The organism is Streptomyces sp. NPDC046821, assembly GCF_040645335.1.
In the GTDB taxonomy this organism is placed as follows: Bacteria; Actinomycetota; Actinomycetes; order Streptomycetales; family Streptomycetaceae; genus Streptomyces.
Genome location: NZ_JBEYYB010000004.1, coordinates 296,545 through 313,822, shown reverse-complemented (window position 1 = coordinate 313,822; position 17,278 = coordinate 296,545). Strand labels below are relative to the sequence as shown.

The window sequence follows — 17,278 nt, the reverse complement described above, 5'->3', positions numbered from 1 at the left end:
CCCTCCCCTTGGTCAGGGGTCCCGCTCACGTCAGGGTCTCCCGCCCGTCCCGACCCGCGTCATGATCTCGCAGAGCGCGCGGTCGTCGAAGATCCGCGAGGTCGGGATGCGCACGGTGGTACGGCGTCTGCCGGTCACGGGGTGACCGGCGAGGTTGGTCCAGTAGCAGCAGTGCCGCAGGTCGAGCCGTTCGTGGCCGGCCCGCAGCCAGTCGTCCTGCGAGCGCGGCACGATCATCACGACGAGGATCTTGTGCACCGACACGGGCGTGCGGGCGAGCTTCTCCAGGTGCGCGTTGTCGAGCGTGAAGGAGAAGGACGGCCCGGCCGGATTCGGCTGAAGCTGGTACGTGCACTTGAGCTGCACCTTGATGGTGACCTCGTCGTCGACCGTGTGCCCGGGGGCGCTGTGGCTGACGTGCCAGTCGATGCCGTTGTCCGGGAACGGCTGGGAGAGCGAACAGCCCGCGGCTGCCGCGACGGCGTGCAAGTAGCCCACCTGGAGCGTCTCCATGCAGGCGGTGGTGGCGAGTGTGCCGCGCGGCGGTGCGATCCGCTCGGGCAGCAGCCCACCCTGTTCGGGCTGCGCGAGCGCCATGACGAACTGGCCTTCCGAAACCGGTGATTCCCCTCGGCGGGCCTCTGAACTGCCATGACCCGTATCTGTGTTGTCTCCGTCCGGCGTACGACGCAAACAGCCCGGGTATCACCGAACCGGGCAGTCGGCACACGTCAAGGGGGCGTCAACTGCCACATGCGAACGAGGAGTTGCATTGACATGACGTGCTGGTACGAGGGTCCCCTGGCAGCTTTCGACACCGAGACCACCGGCGTGGACGTGGAGAGCGACCGCATCGTGTCGGCCGCGATCGTCGTGCAGGACGCCCCGGGCTGCCGGCCGCGCGTGACGCGCTGGCTGGTGAATCCGGGCGTTCCGGTACCGGCCGGGGCGACCGAGGTGCACGGCCTGACGGACGAACACCTGCAGCTCAACGGCCGCTGGCCGGCGCCCGCTATGGAGGAGATAGCCAGACTGCTCGGCGACCAGGCGGCGATGGGCCGCCCGCTGGTGGTGATGAACGCGCCGTTCGACCTGACGCTGCTCGACCGGGAGTTGCGCCGCCACCGCGCGTCCTCGCTCGGCCACTACCTGGAGCGCTCACCGCTGTGCGTCCTCGACCCGCGGGTCCTCGACAAACACCTGGACCGCTACCGCAAGGGCCGCCGCACCCTGACGGACCTGTGCGCCCACTACGAGGTGACCCTCGACGGCGCCCACGACGCGGCGGCCGACGCCCAGGCGTCCCTCGACGTCGTACGGGCGGTGGGGCGCAAGTACGCGTCCCGCCTGGAGCGCCTCTCCCCCGCCGAGCTGCACACACTTCAGGCGGTGTGGCACGCGGCGCAGGCGCGCGGGCTGCAGGCGTGGTTCGCGCGCAGCGGCAGTCCGGAGACGGTGGATCCGGCGTGGCCGATGCGGACGGAACTGCGCGAGGCGGCCTGAGAGTTGCCTGCCCGGCGCAGGGTCTGGGGAACAGAAAAGCCGGTCCGTCTGCTGACGGACCGGCTTTCTCCGGGGTGGGCGATACTGGGTTCGAACCAGTGACCTCTTCGGTGTGAACGAAGCGCTCTCCCACTGAGCTAATCGCCCGGGAACGGGTTGAACCATACAGGCCCCGCGGGGTTTCCTTCAAACCGGTTCGGTCAGGCCGCGTGCAGCAGGGCGGCGAGCCCGCGCCGCCCGGCCCTCATCATCAGCGCGTGGTTGACGCGGAACAGCGGCCGGCCGACGACGGCGAGCTTCCGCATGAGGGGCTTGGTCACCTCCACCTCCTGCTCGTAGAAGGCGCGCGTCCCGCCCGCGTGCGCCCGCACCGTCCAGCGCGCCCAGCCCTCAAGGTCCCCCGACAGGGCGATCTCCAGGATTCCGTCGGCCGGTTCGTGGCGCCGCTCGACGGCGGTCACGACCAGGTCGTACGGGAGGAGCGAGCGGAAGCGGGCGGTGCCGCCGCCGTCCTCGCGCAGCTGCACCTCGCGCACCTGGGGCCACCACTCGAGATAGTCCTCGCCGCGCGCGAGGGCCGCGTACACGTCGGCGGGTCGCGCGGGCAGGTCCCAGACGCTGCGGAAGCGGTAGTGGCTCCAGTCCATGCCACGAGTGTGCCCGGCCCCGGCACGCGGGAGACGCAGGTGAATTGACGCGGCGTCGGATGCCATTGATTCACCGTCAGAACTCCCGGATTCCGGGCGAACTCCTTGCTCTTACTGAATCCGCGTTAACTTTCGACAGATTGTCGAATTACGGAAGGAACGACCGGACTTTCACCGGGCAGGCGTATGGATTACGGGAATCCCGGTTCCGCTCATCGGACACCGACGGCACCCCGCGAACCGAAAGCGCTTGCCGATCATGGCACACGGAGACGGAAACGCCGAGGACCCTGGAGGCTGATGCCTCCAGGGTCCTCGGTCCGGGGTGGGCGATACTGGGTTCGAACCAGTGACCTCTTCGGTGTGAACGAAGCGCTCTCCCACTGAGCTAATCGCCCGGGCGCAGAGAGAACATTACCGCATGTCAGCGGGTGCTCCGACCAGCCCCGGCACCTCCGCCACGACCCTCACGGGCCACCCCGGTCACTCCTTGATCCGCCACGGCATCTCGAAGCCGAACTTCCACACGTAGATCGCGAGCAGTACGGCGATGATCACCAGGCCGACCGTGGTCAGGATGATGTTCCGGCGGCGCACCGCCGGGTCGAGCGCACGCTGCGCGGCCTCGGTGACCTTGCGCTTCGTCCAGCGCAGCACGAGCTGAGCCCAGACGAACTCGGTCGCCCAGATCGCCATGCCGCCGAAGATCACCAGCCAGCCCGGACCGGGCAGCGGAAGCATGATCACGCCGGCCACCACGACCGCGAGACCGACGACGAAGACGCCGACCTGCCAGCTCAGGTGCAGGGTCCTGCTGGCCTTGATGAACCCCGGCGCCCGCGAACCGAGCCCCGACTCGGCCCGGTCCCCGTCTCCCGCCGCCGCGACCGCGGATTCAGACTCAGCCGACTCGTCACTCCCCGTATTCATACGGGCAAACCTACCCGACGGATTCATGTCACCGGAATGGCCGTTCCACGCAGAGAAACACTGCGCCGTACGAGCTACCTAAAGACACCCAAAACCCTCAGAGGGGTTTACAACGACACCGTAGGTGGCATGTCGATTTCGCCGACGTGCGAATCCCCGAGCGCACACTGAGCGAAAGGCCCTGGCGCTTATGAACACCACGGTCAGCTGCGAGCTGCACCTGCGCCTCGTTGTGTCGAGCGAGTCCTCACTGCCTGTACCCGCAGGACTGCGGTATGACACGGCCGATCCCTACGCCGTGCACGCCACGTTCCACACCGGAGCTGAAGAAACGGTCGAATGGGTGTTCGCCCGCGACCTGCTCGCCGAGGGCCTGCACAGGCCCACAGGCACCGGCGACGTCCGAGTCTGGCCCTCGCGTAGTCACGGCCAAGGCGTCGTCTGCATCGCTCTCAGCTCTCCGGAGGGCGAGGCTCTGCTCGAAGCCCCTGCGCGGGCGCTGGAGTCGTTCCTGAAGAGGACCGACGCGGCCGTGCCACCCGGCACGGAACACCGCCACTTCGATCTCGACACGGAGCTCTCACACATCCTCGCCGAAAGCTGAGGCCTGGAGCAGGCTCCGGCGCACACTGCCGGAGTCACGCACCGTGAGAGCCGCTCGACGCCGTCCACTCGGGGAGACGGACCGAGCCACAACAACCGCATACGGCATACACCGGCGCCGCCGTCGTGGGTTCCTCCACGGGGGCGGCGCCGCTGTGCCTCGGGGCCGAGGGCGGGCGCCACACCGCCGGGCCGACCTATAACATCGGCCAGCATCGGCGGGCACAGGCCCGACCCCCCAGGCCAGGGAGCAAATCGTGCTGATCACCCACGACACCCGGTGCGCCCTCGACACCGTGGTGGATCTGGTGAACACCGCGCCGGACGACGAGCAGGCCGCCGACGGCCTTGCCGATGTGGCGGCCCTTGGTGACTTCGTACGAAAGAACGACATCAGTGACGTCGGGGTGCTCGCCGAGCGTGACCTCGACGCCGTACGGCACGTACGGGGGCGGTTCGCCGCCGTCTTCGCGGCTCCCGACCCGCACGCGGCCGCCTCGCTCATCAACGAGCTCGTCGCCGCCGCGGGGACCACGCCGCGCCTGACGGACCACGACGGCTACGACTGGCACGTCCACTACTTCGCGCCGGGCGCGTCCGTGGCCGACCATCTCGCGGCGGACTGCGGGATGGCGCTGGCGTTCTTCGTGGTCGCCGGGGAGCAGGAGCGGCTGCGGCGCTGCGAGGCGCCGGACTGCCGGCGCGCCTTCGTGGATCTCTCGCGGAACCGGTCCCGCCGGTACTGCGACAGCCGTACATGTGGAAACCGCTTGCATGTGGCCGCGTATCGGGCACGGCGCAAGGAAGCGGCGCGCTGAAGCGGGCGGCCGGTCCCGCAGCACGGGATCGGTCACAGCACGAACAGGTCGTGCAGTGAAGCCAGCAGCAGCAGGACGCCGATCACCGCCAGAAAGATCATCAAGGGCGGTTGTGACAGTGCGAAGAGGCAGCCGCGGCGCTCGTCGGCCGGGAGGCCGTCGGGTCGGTCGTCGGCCTGTGGGGCGGCAGGGCCCGGTGTGGTGTCCAGCATCTCGCGGTGATGATGGCGCAGCCGACGTATCCCTGGCGATCAACACGCACGAATTGAACGGGAGTTAGCCGAATCCCGTGATCATGTGCAGCTGGACGACCGAGAAAAGTCCATCTGCCTCCGTTTTCCGTCCATGGCCGGTGACCTGGAGCGCTCGCGAGACTCGGCACCCCTGTCACGCATGTGCACCGGAGGAGGCGCCGATGTCCGTCGAGCCGACCGAGACCGCCAGGCTCCTGAAAGCTCAGGAGCCCCCGGACGAGGTCAGATCCGCCGGGGCCGCGAGGGCTCCCAGCCGGAGACGCCTCATGGCCGCCACGTTCGGGGCCGCCGCCGTCATGGGTCTGGGCGCGGTCCCCGCGGTCGCCGCACCGGGGGCCGGCGAAGGGTGGCGCCGGATTCCGCATCGTGGCATCCGGCCCGACGACCCGGACGGCCGCGATCCGCTGGCCAACCCCCGGCGCGGCTTCCGCTACGAGATGTCGTACAACGCCGTCGACCTCACGAGCCCGTGGTCGAACGAGGCGGACCACTCCCCCGACGCGGCCCGCACGCTGGAGATCCTGGAGGGCAAGTACGGCCCCGGGGCGAATCTCACTCAGCTCTACTTGTACCTCTGGGACTTCGCGACCACGGCGATCCCGCAGAGCGCGCTCGACAACATCGAGAGCGTCTTCCGCGGACTGCGCAGCAAGGGGTACGCGGCAGTCCTGCGGTTCGCGTACGACGACGGTGTGCGGTCCGATCGGCGCTACACCGTCCAGGACATCCAGCGTCACATCGGCCAGCTGGCGCCGCTGATCGCGCGCAACAGCGATGTCGTCGCCGTGTGGCAGGCCGGATTCCTCGGCGCCTGGGGCGAATGGCACGGGAGTTACTACCAGCACGAGAACTACCCGGACGCCGTGACCGCGATCATGACGTCGCTCGTCGACGCCCTTCCCGACGGAACGCACACACAGGTGCGGTACGCGGAGAAGCGGGCGATGATCACCAACCAGGCCATCCTGGACCGGGTCGGCTTCCACAACGACTACGTCACCCTCGGCGAGGGCCTGTGGGACTACTTCGTTCCGGACAATCCGGGCTGGAACACGTACGTCGATGTCGCCCCGGCCCATGTCATGGACGGTGAGATGCCGTGGGACAAGGGGCAGAGCGCCGATCCGTACGCCTGGAGCACCGTCATTCCGGGGGTCGCGGCGGCGCGCAGGCTGCAGACGCTGCGCTGGGACAGCCTCTCCATCGTGCACAACGCCACGGTCACCGTCCCGGCCTGGAGGACGGCGGCGCTCACCGAGCAAGAGGTACGGGACGCGCTGCTGCCGGTGTCCGACGGGTACTTCCGTGACCGGGGCGGCCGGGCCGTGGAGCGGACGCAGTTCGAGTATCTGCGCGACCATCTCGGGTACCGGATCGAGGTGCGCGAGGCGCGGCTCGGCCTGCCGGAGCTGTCCCGTCGCCGGCTGCCCGTCGAGGTCGACCTCGTCAACCGTGGTTTCGCCGCGCCCAAGCACGCGCGTCCCGTCCGGCTGGTGCTCCTCGACGGCGAAGGCCGGACGGTGTCGTCGGCGGAGACCGGCGCGGACTGGCGGACCTGGCAGCCGCAGGGGCGGGCGGAGACGGACGACGACCACTCGGGGCCGGCCGTGACGACGGTGCGCGGCACGCTCGAGGTGCCCTCGGGCACCCGGGGGCCGCACAGCGTGGGCCTGGCGCTGCCCGACCCGGCGTTCCCCGGCCGCGGCCGGGCCGTGCGCTGCGCGAACGCGAGCGTGACCTGGACGCACGACGTGAATGTGATCGGGACGGTGGGGATCGGCGGACGGTGAGGCCCGCGCCGCCGTCGGCTCCCGGAATCCAGGGCCTGCGTTTCCGCGTGCCGCGTTCCTAGATCCCGTATTTCTTCAGGATCTCCTCGACGTCGCTGAAGTCATCGGCTGCGGATTGCGTGCCGGACTTCGTCTTCGTGGTGGGGTGGGTCGCCGTGGGCTTGGCGACCTGCCCCTGCCCGAGGGAGGGGGCGGACGCGGTCGGCGCCACGGCCTTGCTACGGGAGGCGGCCTCGGTGGCCTTGTGCTCCTCGCCGGTGCCGGCTCTGCGTCGCTCCACGGCCCGCGTCCCCGCGAACAGGAGCCACGCGCCGCCGAGCACGCCGAAACCGGCCCACGCCGTCGGACTGAAGGCGGTGTCCGCCACCCAGCCGACCACGCCGGTCATCACGAGCCCGATGGGCACCAGCGAGTAGGCCGCTATCCGCGCGGCCCGCAGGAAACGCTTCCGGTACGCGGTGACAGCGGCGATGCCCAGCCCTGCCACGGACACGGCGGAACAGACGGTCTCGGCAATCATCCGGTCCTCCTGGCTCTGGCGGCGGGCGACGGGCGTTCCGTCCTTTCCATCCTGCACCGCCCCGGGTGCCGGAGGCCACGCTTCCCGCGCCACCTCAGGGACATTTCCGGGGTACCCCCTAGTCCCCTGGGCCCCAGCGCCCACAGCAGTGCCGGTTGGGGTCCCCGGCGCCCGGCTGGAAGACTGGCCCCATGAACGACGCCTCCGCCGCCTCCGCCCCTCAGGGCCGCCCCGTCCTCGACGTCTGGTGCGAGCTCCAGTGCCCCGACTGCCGCACCGCCCTCGACGACGTGCGCGCGCTGCGGGCCCGCTACGGCGACCGCATCGACCTGCGCCTGCGGCACTTCCCGCTGGAGAAGCACAAGCACTCCTTCGCCGGCGCGCAGGCCGCGGAGGAGGCGTTCGAGCAGGGGCAGGGCTGGCCCTACGTGGAAGCCGTACTCGGCAGGGTCGAGGAACTCGACCGCAAGGGCGAGCCGTTCCTCGTCGGGGTCGCCGGTGAACTCGGCCTGGACGCCGAGGAGTTCGACACGGCCCTCGTCGACGGACGGCACATCCTGATCGTCGACGCGGACCAGGCCGAGGGCAAGGCGATCGGCGTGACGGGTACCCCCACGTACGTCGTCGGCGGCGAGCGGCTCGACGGTGGCAAGAGCCAGGAAGGGCTCCGCGAGCGCGTCGAGGAGATCGTGGACCGGCTGCTCGGATCCTAGGGAATCTCCCGCACCGCCTGCCCCTCAGAGCAACGGTTTGTGCAGGTGGAACAGGGTCGCGCGGTAGCCGAGCGACTCGTACAGGCGGAGTGCCGGGGTGTTGCCCGCGAAGACGTTGAGCCCGATCCGGGTGAGGCCGGCGGCGCGCGCCTCGGCCTCCGCGAGGAGCATCAGGGAGCGCCCGTGGCCGCGCCCGCGCTGCCCGGCGGCCACCTCGACGTCGTAGACGTAGGCGCGCTCCCCGCCCAGCGCGACCCACAGCGTGCCCACCACCTCACCGTCCGCCTCCAGCACGCTCAGGGCGGCGTCGGGGGTGCCGAGCCCGCCCCCGAGCAGCGCCTCATGGTCGGCCTCCGCCTTGGTACGCGCCTCGGCCTCCGGAACGCCCCGCTCGACCAGGCTCCGCACGTACCCGGCGCGGGTGTGCGCCTCCCACTCGGTGAACTCGGGGCCGGTCATCCGCCGTCCGGTACTGCCCGGCGGCAGTGCGGTGGGCTGGGCGGGGAGTTCCTTCTCCATGTTCCGGTTGCGCTCGACGTAACCGAGAGCGGTGGCGAGGCCGAGGCCCCGGTCGGCTGACGCCGGGATCGAGACCTCGATGCGGTGGCAGCCCCAGCCGCGTGCCACCTCCTCGGCGGCGAGTGCCGCGACGGTGCCGCGGCCCCGGCTCCGGTCCGCCTCCTCGATCCGCAGAGCACTGATCAGGGCCACCCCCGGACCGAAGTCGGCGTGGGTGGCGAGACGCAGTTCGCCGACGGGGCGGCTGTTCACGCACACGCGGTAGTGGCGTGAGCGCGCCCCGTCGGCGTCGCGCTGAAGCGGCTCGGTCGGCCGCAGGGTGGTGGTCATCAGGGGTGTTGTACCCGCCTGGGACCCACCCGTTCACCTGGTTTTACGGGTCGAGGTCGTCCGCCGCGCGCTCGTCGAAGACGCGCATCGCCTTGGCGGTGACGGGGCCCGGTGCGCCCGGCAGTTCACGCCCGTCGACCCGGTGCACGCCCTGCACGTCGCGGAGCGTGGACGTCAGGAAGATCTCGTCGGCGCGCTCCAGGACGTCCAGCGGCAGATCGGTCTCCTTGGCGCCCGTCCACTCGACGGCCAGCGCGCGCGTGATGCCCGCCAGGCAGCCCGAGGCGACCGGCGGAGTGTGGATCTCCCCGTCCAGGACGACGAAGACGTTCGACCCGGTGCCCTCGCACAGCTGCCCGACCGTGTTGGCGAACAGCGCCTCGGAAGCGCCCTGTTCGCGCGCGCGAGCGAGCGCGACGACGTTCTCCGCGTACGACGTGGTCTTCAGGCCGGTCAGCGCGCCGCGTTCGTTGCGCGTCCACGGGACCGTGACCGTGGCGGTGGAGTCGGGGCGCCGGGTCGTCTCGCCGAGGGCCACCACGAGCGTCGGCCCGTGCTCACCCCGGTCGGAACCCAGCGGCGAGAGCCCTCCGGTGTACGTGATCCGCAGCCGGCCGAGCGGCATCGGGTTGGCGTCGAGCACGGCTTCACAGGCCCGGCGCACCTCGTCGAGGTCGGGCTCGGGCAGGCCGAGGCCGCGCGCCGAACGGGCGAGCCGCAAGAGGTGGCGGGTCAGCGCGAACGCCTTCCCGTCCACCGCCTTCACGGTCTCGAAGATGCCGTCGCCCACGGTCAGCCCGTGGTCGAACACCGAGACACGGGCAGCCTCGAGGTCCTGAAGTGTGCCGTCGAGCCAGATCTTCACCGGGTGATCCCTCCACTTTCGTCGTACGAGCCCGACGCTACAGCGAGCAGCCGGGAAGCCTTCAGTTCCGTCTCACGCCACTCGCCCTCGGGGTCGGAGCCCCACGTGATGCCGGCGCCGGTGCCGAACCGCAGGACGCCGTCGGCGCGGTCGGCCCAGAACGTGCGGATCCCGACGGCCAGCTCACCGGTGCCCCGGTCGGCGTCGACCCAGCCGATCCCGCCGCAGTACGGGCCGCGGGGCGCCGTCTCCAGGGAGTCGATGATGCGCAGGGCGCTCGACTTGGGCGCGCCCGTGACCGAGCCGGGCGGGAAGGTCGCGTCGATCAGGTCGCGCCAGCCCGCGCCCTCGCGCAGCTCACCGCGGACGGTGGAGACGAGGTGGACGAGCCCCGGGTGCTTCTCGACGACGCACAGTTCCGGGACGGTCACCGAGCCGGTCGCGCACACGCGTCCGAGATCGTTGCGGACCAGGTCCACGATCATCACGTTCTCGGCATAGTCCTTCCCCAGGAGGTCCGCCTCGGTGCGGCCCGTGCCCTTGATCGGCCCGGACTCGACGACGCTCCCGTCACGGCGCAGGAAGAGCTCCGGGGACGCGGTGGCTATCTCCACCCCGTGCGCGGGCAGCCGAATCGTTCCGGCGTACGGAGCCGGGTTCCCGCGCGCGAGGAGTGCGGTGAGCGCGTCCACGTCCGCGTCAGGGGGCAGCGGCGCGGACAGGACGCGGCAGAGGTTGGCCTGGTAGACCTCGCCGCGCGAGATGTGGTCCCGGATGCGCCGTACGCCCTCCGTGTACGCGGCGCGGTCGAGGGAGGTCGTCCAGTCGCCGGCCGCGGGCCCCTTCCAGGCGCCGGGGACCGGTGCGGGCACCGGCTCCTTGCGCACGCTCGCGAAGCGGGCGCACACGAGACGCCCCTCGAAGTCGGCGGAGACGGCCCAGAACCCCTCGGAGTCCAGGGCCTCTGGATCGCTGGTCACGTCGCACAGATCGGTCGCTACGAGGTCGCCGAAGCGGGCCAGCGGGGGGAGGTCTTGAGGGAGGTCGTGCACGTCTTCGAGTCTATGGCGGGTGTCCTCCGCGTGACCTGGGCCGGTCGCACCGCAGCACGCTGCGCAAACGCGTTTTTGTGCTGGCCCAGGAATCCGCTAGAGTTCAACACGTCGCCGGGACGCGCAAGCGGAACGGAAACGACAAGCGGACGTAGCTCAGTTGGTAGAGCGCAACCTTGCCAAGGTTGAGGTCGCCAGTTCGAACCTGGTCGTCCGCTCAGGACGTGGGGGATCTTCCCGAACCCTCACAATCCTGGTGGAGTGGCCGAGAGGCGAGGCAACGGCCTGCAAAGCCGTCTACACGGGTTCAAATCCCGTCTCCACCTCCATGCGCGATTAGCTCAGCGGGAGAGCGCTTCCCTGACACGGAAGAGGTCACTGGTTCAATCCCAGTATCGCGCACTGGATCTTCGGACTCCGGTCCGTATCTGATCCGTCCCGCGCGATTAGCTCAGCGGGAGAGCGCTTCCCTGACACGGAAGAGGTCACTGGTTCAATCCCAGTATCGCGCACGCAGTAACCGCACCACCTGGCATTACCCCTCGCGGCGCCTGATAGAGTCTGGCCCGTTCCCGCGCGATTAGCTCAGCGGGAGAGCGCTTCCCTGACACGGAAGAGGTCACTGGTTCAATCCCAGTATCGCGCACCAGCAAGAAGCCCCCGGCCTTTCGGTCGGGGGCTTCTTCGTGCTCTCGGGGGCTCAGGAGGAGAAGAGCATCCGGCCGAAACCGCCCTTGTGGTGGTGACCCCCGTAGTGCCCGCCGTGCTGCGGGGCACCCCAGGCCGGGGCGGGCGGCGCCGGGTACGCCTGCGGGGCCGGGGGCGCGGGCGGCATCGGCTGCTGCCACTGGGACTCGAGACGGGTCAGGGCCTCCAGCTCGCCGTAGTCGAGGAAGATCCCCCGGCAGCCGCTGCACTGTTCGATCTGGACGCCGTTGCGGTTGTACGTGTGCATCGGTGCGTGGCACTTGGGGCACTGCATCGTCGGCTCAACTCCTCGCCGTTCGGCACTTCTTCGCCGGGACACTTCCCGGCACCGGTCGACTGCACCCTACTTCGCGCTGTCGCTCGCCAACTCGGCCGGTACGGAGGCCATTCGGCCGCACGCGTCGACCAGCGCCTCCTCCGCCTCGTCCAGCGCACGGCCGGCCGCGGTGGCCTTGGCCACGGCGAGGGACGCGGTCTGGACGGTCAGGGCGTGGGCCGGTACGTCGAGAGCCGGCCATGGGTCGCCCTGGAGCGACGGTGCGCCACCGGTCGCCTGATAGGCGGTGAGGAACCTTGTCCACTCGTCGGCGGGCAGCAGTCCGCACGCGAACCAGGCCGCCGGGCGTGCCAGGTCCCAGGCCGGGTCCCCGGTCCCGAGGTCGTCGACGTCGATCAGGAGCCAGGGGCCGGCGCCGGCGGGACGGCGGACGAGCTGGCCGAGGTGCAGGTCGCCGTGGCACAGGGTGGCCGTCTGCGGGGCGGGGGCCTCGGCGCGGGCCCAGGGCGGCAGGCCCGCCCAGGCGCGCAGGATCGGGGCGGATGCCGGATGCGGCGCGGCGGCCAGGAGGCGGGCGACGGCGAGGGCCGCCTTGGCCGGGCCGCGCATCGGCGGGAGCGGGCCGGGGAGTCGCGGTACGGGCACGGTGTGCAGGCGGGCCAGAAGGGTGGCGGCGTCTTCCCAGGGGGCGAGCTCGGGGGCGTCCGGGTCCACGGGGGTGCCATACGGCCAGAGGGTGACGAGCCGGTCGTGGAGGTTCTCGGCTACGGGTCTGAGCGGTGGGAGGAGGATGCCGGGGAGGGCCGCCGCGACGGCGAGGCGGGTGTTCAGATCGGTGGGGTCCGTGCCGGAGGCGTGGGCCTTGGCCACGATGTCGCCGTGACGGACGACGGCGCCGTCCGGGCGGTCGGCGAGGACGGTGGCGGGGGCGCCGGTGGGTACGCCGGCAGCCGGCTCCGGGCAGGCGCAGGCTTTCTGGGCGCGGTGCGCCGCGGCGCGTGCCGCCTCGTCGAGCGCGGGCAGCAGGACGGGTGCGTTCATCGGTGTCCCCCCGGGTGGTGTCACGGCGAGCGTACGGGCGCGGGCGCCTCTCGGCGGCTGTGGCCTCCCCGTACGCGGGCGGCACGATGACTACGCAGGCAGAACGACGTATCCGCCGCCGGAATCCCACGTACACGGGCAGAACAATGGCCGCGCAGCTCCCCAGCTGCGCGGCCATCATGTGCCGTCCGCCGCACCCCCGTCCCCACGGGGTTTCATGGCCGGATGTCCCCGCCCGGACCGCTCTTCCGGGCCTGGGGCGCCGCTCAGCGCCCCAGCATCACGCCCACGGACGACGCTTGATAGACCACTGCGTCCCAGCCGCCGAAGACGACTACGAGCAGGGCCGCCAGAGGAAGAACCATGGCCGCCGCCACCAGCGGGTGACGGCGCTCTGTACGACGGCCGCCGAACGCGGCGAAAGCCCTGCGTCCCTGCGTGCGGACCATCGTCCGCGGTGCCGTGTACGCCATGGTTTCTCTCCTGGCCAAGATCTTCGGTTTGGCAGCGGCGGGTGCCTGACCTCGGGGGACGAGTACCGCACCCGCCGCTTGACCTCGAATCTATTCGCGTCGGCGCCCAAGGTCGTCATGCCCTCGTACCGATTGCCTGGCCTCCCGGAGGATGAGCGGCGGGCGGCCGACTACTCCCCTGGGTGGAGATGAAGACCTAGGACTCAGGGTCGTCCCCGAGGGGGTGGGCGGCGCGGGCCACCGCCTCGGAGGGCTGTTCGCGCGGGACCGGCTGTTCGACCAGGGCGAGGACCCTTGTCGCCATGAACCGTGCCGTGCGCACCACGGAACCGGAGCGGGTGACTTCGCTCACTTCCACGACTCCTCTGCGGACCGCCGTCTCGACCCGGCGCCCCGCCCGGCTCGCCACCACCTCGTACGTACGCGTCGTGTCCCCCGCGTCGACGACTATCTCCACTCGGTCACCCTTCACAGGACCAATCCCCCTTCTACGACGGACCGTTGGTGATCAAGGAAGGTTCGGGCAGCCCCTCTCCCGCTCCCCCTGAGCACTCCTCAAGTCTCCCACCGGGCACTGACAATCGATCGGAGCGTGAGGGCGCGGCCTATGCACGCACCCGGCCGCGGAAACGTAAGCTGTGGCTCGTCAAACGGACCGGGCAGCGGGGATGGACATGGCGATGATGCGCCTGAGGCGCGAGGACCCGCGTGTCGTCGGCTCGTTCAGAATTCACCGGCGGCTCGGCGCGGGCGGGATGGGCGTCGTCTACTTGGGCTCCGACCGGCGCGGACAGCGGGTCGCGCTGAAGGTGATCCGGCCCGATCTGGCGGAGGACCAGGAGTTCCGGTCGCGGTTCGCGCGCGAGGTCGCCGCCGCCCGCCGGATCAGGGGTGGTTGCACCGCCCGGCTCGTCGCGGCCGATCTCGACACCGACAAGCCGTGGTTCGCCACCCAGTACGTTCCCGGGCCCTCCCTGCACGACAAGGTCGCCGAGGAGGGGCCGCTGGCCGCCTCCGACGTGGCGGCGGTCGGTGCGGCGCTCTCCGAGGGGCTCGTGGCCGTGCACGAGGCGGGGGTCGTGCACCGCGACCTCAAGCCGTCGAACATCCTGCTGTCGCCCAAGGGCCCGCGCATCATCGACTTCGGCATCGCCTGGGCGACCGGAGCCTCCACGCTCACCCATGTCGGGACGGCGGTCGGCTCCCCCGGGTTCCTCGCCCCCGAGCAGGTGCGGGGCGCGGCCGTCACGCCGGCCACGGACGTGTTCGCGCTCGGCGCCACGCTCGCGTACGCCGCGATGGCCGACTCGCCCTTCGGGCACGGCAGTTCCGAGGTGATGCTGTACCGCGTCGTGCACGAGGAGGCCCAGCTGCACGGCGTACCGGACGCACTGGCGCCGTTGATCCGGGCCTGTCTCGCGAAGGATCCGGAGGAGCGGCCGAGCACGCTTCAGCTGGCGCTGCGACTCAAGGAGATCGCGGCCCGTGAGGCGCAGGGGCTCGGGGACACCAGGCCGCCCGCGCCGCGCGGGGACGTCGACCGGCCTACGGGACGGCTCACCGAGCAGTACACGGAGCAGCACACTCAGCGCCGGACCACGCAGGGCACTCCCCTGCCGCGACCGAGTAACGGTTCCTCCCGGACCGGTGGGAGCACGCGGCCGGGTTCGACCCGCAGTACGACCCGGTCGGGTTCCCGGCCTGCGCCCCGTAGCAACGGGGGGCGGCAAGGGCCGAGGACGACGGGTACGGGCACGCGGCGGCCCGCCAATCCGCGGCTGCTGCGCCAGCGGCTCTTCGTGTTCGTCGTGGTGACGCTGCTGGTGGCGCTGGGGATCGCGGCGGCGCAGGGCTGCCAGGGGCCGTCGCGCGGGCTCGGTGAGCCGCGCGGCGACGTGCACGCCTCGAAGACGCTGCCCCTGCCCTACCTCTGAGGAACTGTCACGCTCTGAGGAACGGTCACGCCTGGGGGCGGCCCGTGGCCACCGCGTAGAACGCGACGGCGGCCGCCGCTCCCACGTTGAGCGAGTCGACGCCGTGGGCCATCGGGATGCGGACCCATTCGTCGGCGGCGACGAGGGCCTGGGTGGAGAGGCCGTCGCCTTCGGCGCCGAGCATCAGGGCCACTCGGTCCATCTTGTGCGGGGCGACCTCGTCGAGGCTCTTCGCCTTCTCGTCGGGCGTGAGGGCCAGCAGGTTGAAGCCGGCTTCGCGCACCGATTCCAGGGACTTGGGCCAGTGCTCGAGGCGCGCGTACGGGACCGAGAAAACGGCGCCCATGGAGACCTTCACCGAGCGGCGGTAGAGCGGGTCCGCACAGTCCGGGGAGAGCAGGACGGCGTCCATGCCGAGGGCGGCCGCGCTGCGGAAGATCGCGCCGATGTTGGTGTGGTCGTTCACCGCCTCCATGACGACGACGCGGCGCGTGGTCGCGAGGAGTTCGCCGGCGGTGGGGAGCGGCTTGCGCTGCATCGAAGCGAGGGCGCCGCGGTGCACGTGGTAGCCGGTGACGCGCTCGGCGAGGTCGGGGCTCACGGCGTAGACCGGGGCCGGGACCTCGTCGATGACGTCGCGCATGACGTCGACCCACTTGGCCGAGAGCAGCATGGAGCGCATCTCGTACCCGGCTTCCCGGGCGCGTCTGATGACCTTCTCGCCCTCGGCGATGAAGAGGCCTTCGGCGGGCTCGCGCCTGCGGCGGAGCTCGACGTCGGTCAGGCCTGTGTAGTCGCGCAGGCGCGGGTCGTCGGGGTCGTCGATGGTGATGAGACCTTGGGGTTCAGCCACAGGTTGATACTGCCTTGTCCTGGGTGCGGTGCCAACGGTTCAGAGCAACTTCTGTTACCGCTGGTTACAGGTGGGGGGTCCGGGCGGGGTCAGACGGTGGGGTTCGGGCCCACCGTGACGACGTCGCCGATGACGATGACTGCCGGGGGACGCACCTCGTGGGTGCGGACGGCTTCCTCGACGGTCTCCAGTGTCGCGTCCACGCGGCGCTGGGCGGCGGTCGTGCCCTCCTGAATCAGGGCGACCGGCGTCCCGGCGGGCCTGCCGTGGGCGATCAGGGTCTCGGCGATGCGGCCGATCTTGTCGACGCCCATCAGGACGACGAGGGTGCCGCGCAGCTTGGCGAGGGCCGGCCAGTCGACCAGCGAGCGCTCGTCGTCGGGCGCGACATGGCCGCTGACCACGGTGAACTCATGCGCGACGCCCCGGTGGGTGACCGGAATCCCGGCCGCGCCGGGCACGGAGATCGAGCTGGAGATGCCGGGCACGACCGTGTACGGAATGCCCTCGGCCTCGAGGGCGATGGCCTCCTCCATGCCGCGCCCGAAGACGTACGGGTCGCCGCCCTTGAGGCGGACGACCGCCTTGCCCTGCTTGGCGTGCTCGATGAGGGCGTTGTTGATGGCCTCCTGGGCCATGTAGCGCCCGTACGGGATCTTCGCCGCGTCGATGACCTCGACGTGCGGCGGGAGTTCGTCGAGCAGGTCGCGGGGGCCGAGGCGGTCCGCGATGACGACGTCGGCCTCGGCGAGGAGGCGGCGGCCTCGGACGGTGATCAGGTCGGGGTCGCCGGGCCCGCCGCCGACCAGGGAGACCCCGGTGGCGCGGGTGCGGTGGTGCGGGGCGACGAGGGTGCCGTCGCGCAGGCCCTCGACGATCGCGTCGCGCACGGCCGCCGTGTGACGGGGGTCGCGGCCGGCGGCGGAGGTCGTCAGGACGGCGACGGTGACGCCCTCGGAGCGGCCGGTGGCCGGCGTCCAGGCGGTGGCCGCGTCGGCGTCGTCGGAGCGTACGCACCAGACGCGGTGGCGCTCGGCCTCGGCGGAGGCGGCCTCGTTCGCGGTGCGGTCGCCGGTGGCGATGAGGGCGTACCAGGCGTCGGCGAGGTCGCCGTCCGCGTACTCGCGCCTGGACCAGGTGAGTTCGCCGGTGTCCGCCATGGCCTCGACCGAGGGGGTGGCGGTGGGCGAGATCAGGTGGATGTCGGCGCCGGCGGCGATGAGGGCCGGGAGGCGGCGCTGGGCGACCTGGCCGCCGCCGAGTACGACCACCCGGCGGCCGGTGAGACGGAGGCCTACGGGGTACGCGGGGTGTTCTGCGGCCATGGCGTGTGCGGCTCCTCGTGCGGGTGGCGCGTGTGACGGGTGATGCCTGGACGAAAGGCTCGCTGCGGCGCTGGAGCGGGCCTTTGACGTGCGGTTTTGCGTGGAATCAGACTACGGGGCGGG

The 17,278-nt window shown here is 71.1% G+C and carries 20 protein-coding genes and 7 tRNA genes; 11 read left to right on the top strand and 16 right to left on the bottom strand.

The annotated features are described in order from the left end of the window. Positions 1 to 30 precede the first annotated feature (30 nt). Complete coding sequence (locus ABZ893_RS10210; protein ID WP_361399768.1) at positions 31 to 597, bottom strand: DUF4365 domain-containing protein; 567 nt, start codon at positions 595 to 597, stop codon at positions 31 to 33. Between the two features lie 180 nt (positions 598 to 777). Between ABZ893_RS10210 and ABZ893_RS10205 the strand changes: the two genes are divergently transcribed. Further along, the gene (locus ABZ893_RS10205; protein ID WP_361399765.1) at positions 778 to 1,503 is read left to right on the top strand and encodes a 3'-5' exonuclease; all 726 of its coding nucleotides are present in this window, start codon (positions 778 to 780) and stop codon (positions 1,501 to 1,503) included. Positions 1,504 to 1,578: 75 nt separating this feature from the next. Here the strand turns inward: ABZ893_RS10205 and ABZ893_RS10200 are convergent. The 4 genes from ABZ893_RS10200 to ABZ893_RS10185 all read right to left on the bottom strand — a co-directional run bounded on the left by ABZ893_RS10200 (position 1,579) and on the right by ABZ893_RS10185 (position 3,080). Beyond that, positions 1,579 to 1,650 (bottom strand) — tRNA-Val (locus tag ABZ893_RS10200). A 53-nt stretch (positions 1,651 to 1,703) separates the two neighbouring features. After that, positions 1,704 to 2,150, bottom strand: coding sequence for an SRPBCC family protein (locus ABZ893_RS10195; RefSeq protein WP_361399762.1), 447 nt, complete (start codon positions 2,148 to 2,150; stop codon positions 1,704 to 1,706). Positions 2,151 to 2,476: 326 nt separating this feature from the next. Next, positions 2,477 to 2,548: transfer RNA gene (locus tag ABZ893_RS10190), tRNA-Val, on the bottom strand. Positions 2,549 to 2,633: 85 nt separating this feature from the next. After that, positions 2,634 to 3,080, bottom strand: a complete 447-nt coding sequence (locus ABZ893_RS10185) for a TIGR02611 family protein (RefSeq protein WP_361399759.1) — start codon at positions 3,078 to 3,080, stop codon at positions 2,634 to 2,636. Between the two features lie 190 nt (positions 3,081 to 3,270). Between ABZ893_RS10185 and ABZ893_RS10180 the strand changes: the two genes are divergently transcribed. Beyond that, entirely contained in the window at positions 3,271 to 3,684 is a 414-nt protein-coding gene (locus ABZ893_RS10180) for an SsgA family sporulation/cell division regulator (protein WP_003959770.1), read from the top strand. A gap of 256 nt (positions 3,685 to 3,940) precedes the next feature. After that, a complete protein-coding gene (locus ABZ893_RS10175; protein WP_361399757.1) occupies positions 3,941 to 4,501 on the top strand; it encodes a CGNR zinc finger domain-containing protein in 561 nt (186 codons plus the stop codon). Positions 4,502 to 4,533: 32 nt separating this feature from the next. Here ABZ893_RS10175 and ABZ893_RS10170 read toward each other — a convergent pair whose 3' ends face one another. Then, positions 4,534 to 4,713, bottom strand: coding sequence for a hypothetical protein (locus ABZ893_RS10170; protein WP_361399754.1), 180 nt, complete (start codon positions 4,711 to 4,713; stop codon positions 4,534 to 4,536). Positions 4,714 to 4,916: 203 nt separating this feature from the next. On the opposite strand from ABZ893_RS10170, the gene ABZ893_RS10165 reads away from it, so the two are divergent. Further along, positions 4,917 to 6,545, top strand: a complete 1,629-nt coding sequence (locus ABZ893_RS10165; RefSeq protein WP_361399751.1) for a DUF4874 domain-containing protein — start codon at positions 4,917 to 4,919, stop codon at positions 6,543 to 6,545. A 58-nt stretch (positions 6,546 to 6,603) separates the two neighbouring features. Here ABZ893_RS10165 and ABZ893_RS10160 read toward each other — a convergent pair whose 3' ends face one another. Beyond that, the gene (locus tag ABZ893_RS10160; protein ID WP_361399748.1) at positions 6,604 to 7,065 is read right to left on the bottom strand and encodes a hypothetical protein; all 462 of its coding nucleotides are present in this window, start codon (positions 7,063 to 7,065) and stop codon (positions 6,604 to 6,606) included. Between the two features lie 191 nt (positions 7,066 to 7,256). On the opposite strand from ABZ893_RS10160, the gene ABZ893_RS10155 reads away from it, so the two are divergent. After that, complete coding sequence (locus ABZ893_RS10155) at positions 7,257 to 7,778, top strand: DsbA family protein (protein ID WP_361399745.1); 522 nt, start codon at positions 7,257 to 7,259, stop codon at positions 7,776 to 7,778. Between the two features lie 24 nt (positions 7,779 to 7,802). On the opposite strand, the gene ABZ893_RS10150 is transcribed toward ABZ893_RS10155, so the two are convergent. Genes ABZ893_RS10150 through ABZ893_RS10140 form a run of 3 tightly spaced genes read right to left on the bottom strand, consistent with a single transcriptional unit; the run spans position 7,803 to position 10,544 of the window. Beyond that, positions 7,803 to 8,627, bottom strand: coding sequence for a GNAT family N-acetyltransferase (locus tag ABZ893_RS10150; protein ID WP_361399742.1), 825 nt, complete (start codon positions 8,625 to 8,627; stop codon positions 7,803 to 7,805). A gap of 43 nt (positions 8,628 to 8,670) precedes the next feature. Then, the gene (locus tag ABZ893_RS10145) at positions 8,671 to 9,492 is read right to left on the bottom strand and encodes an aminodeoxychorismate lyase (RefSeq protein ID WP_361399739.1); all 822 of its coding nucleotides are present in this window, start codon (positions 9,490 to 9,492) and stop codon (positions 8,671 to 8,673) included. Next, positions 9,489 to 10,544, bottom strand: coding sequence for a chorismate-binding protein (locus ABZ893_RS10140; RefSeq protein WP_361399736.1), 1,056 nt, complete (start codon positions 10,542 to 10,544; stop codon positions 9,489 to 9,491). Before ABZ893_RS10140 ends, ABZ893_RS10145 begins: the two co-directional genes overlap by 4 nt. Positions 10,545 to 10,689: 145 nt before the next feature. Between ABZ893_RS10140 and ABZ893_RS10135 the strand changes: the two genes are divergently transcribed. The 5 genes from ABZ893_RS10135 to ABZ893_RS10115 all read left to right on the top strand — a co-directional run bounded on the left by ABZ893_RS10135 (position 10,690) and on the right by ABZ893_RS10115 (position 11,193). Then, a tRNA-Gly gene (locus ABZ893_RS10135) sits at positions 10,690 to 10,762 on the top strand. Between the two features lie 37 nt (positions 10,763 to 10,799). Next, a tRNA-Cys gene (locus ABZ893_RS10130) sits at positions 10,800 to 10,873 on the top strand. 1 nt (position 10,874) lies between these two features. Beyond that, positions 10,875 to 10,946 (top strand) — tRNA-Val (locus ABZ893_RS10125). Between the two features lie 38 nt (positions 10,947 to 10,984). Further along, positions 10,985 to 11,056 (top strand) — tRNA-Val (locus tag ABZ893_RS10120). A 62-nt stretch (positions 11,057 to 11,118) separates the two neighbouring features. Then, positions 11,119 to 11,193, top strand: a tRNA-Val gene (locus ABZ893_RS10115). Between the two features lie 51 nt (positions 11,194 to 11,244). On the opposite strand, the gene ABZ893_RS10110 is transcribed toward ABZ893_RS10115, so the two are convergent. The 4 genes from ABZ893_RS10110 to ABZ893_RS10095 form a co-directional block, all read right to left on the bottom strand. Next, positions 11,245 to 11,526, bottom strand: a complete 282-nt coding sequence (locus ABZ893_RS10110) for a zf-TFIIB domain-containing protein (protein ID WP_361399733.1) — start codon at positions 11,524 to 11,526, stop codon at positions 11,245 to 11,247. 69 nt (positions 11,527 to 11,595) lie between these two features. Beyond that, positions 11,596 to 12,570 carry an aminoglycoside phosphotransferase family protein gene (locus tag ABZ893_RS10105; RefSeq protein ID WP_361399731.1) on the bottom strand — a complete coding sequence of 325 codons (975 nt, stop codon included), beginning with the start codon at positions 12,568 to 12,570 and terminating at the stop codon, positions 11,596 to 11,598. A 266-nt stretch (positions 12,571 to 12,836) separates the two neighbouring features. Continuing rightward, the gene (locus tag ABZ893_RS10100; protein ID WP_361399728.1) at positions 12,837 to 13,043 is read right to left on the bottom strand and encodes a hypothetical protein; all 207 of its coding nucleotides are present in this window, start codon (positions 13,041 to 13,043) and stop codon (positions 12,837 to 12,839) included. 196 nt (positions 13,044 to 13,239) lie between these two features. Then, the gene (locus ABZ893_RS10095; protein ID WP_361399725.1) at positions 13,240 to 13,515 is read right to left on the bottom strand and encodes a hypothetical protein; all 276 of its coding nucleotides are present in this window, start codon (positions 13,513 to 13,515) and stop codon (positions 13,240 to 13,242) included. 196 nt (positions 13,516 to 13,711) lie between these two features. On the opposite strand from ABZ893_RS10095, the gene ABZ893_RS10090 reads away from it, so the two are divergent. Then, positions 13,712 to 14,977, top strand: a complete 1,266-nt coding sequence (locus tag ABZ893_RS10090) for a serine/threonine-protein kinase (RefSeq protein ID WP_361400203.1) — start codon at positions 13,712 to 13,714, stop codon at positions 14,975 to 14,977. 25 nt (positions 14,978 to 15,002) lie between these two features. Here ABZ893_RS10090 and ABZ893_RS10085 read toward each other — a convergent pair whose 3' ends face one another. Together ABZ893_RS10085 and cobA are read right to left on the bottom strand one after the other, a co-directional pair. Further along, positions 15,003 to 15,830, bottom strand: coding sequence for an RNA methyltransferase (locus ABZ893_RS10085; protein ID WP_361399723.1), 828 nt, complete (start codon positions 15,828 to 15,830; stop codon positions 15,003 to 15,005). A gap of 89 nt (positions 15,831 to 15,919) precedes the next feature. After that, entirely contained in the window at positions 15,920 to 17,155 is a 1,236-nt protein-coding gene (cobA, locus tag ABZ893_RS10080; RefSeq protein ID WP_361399721.1) for a uroporphyrinogen-III C-methyltransferase, read from the bottom strand. Positions 17,156 to 17,278 lie beyond the last annotated feature (123 nt).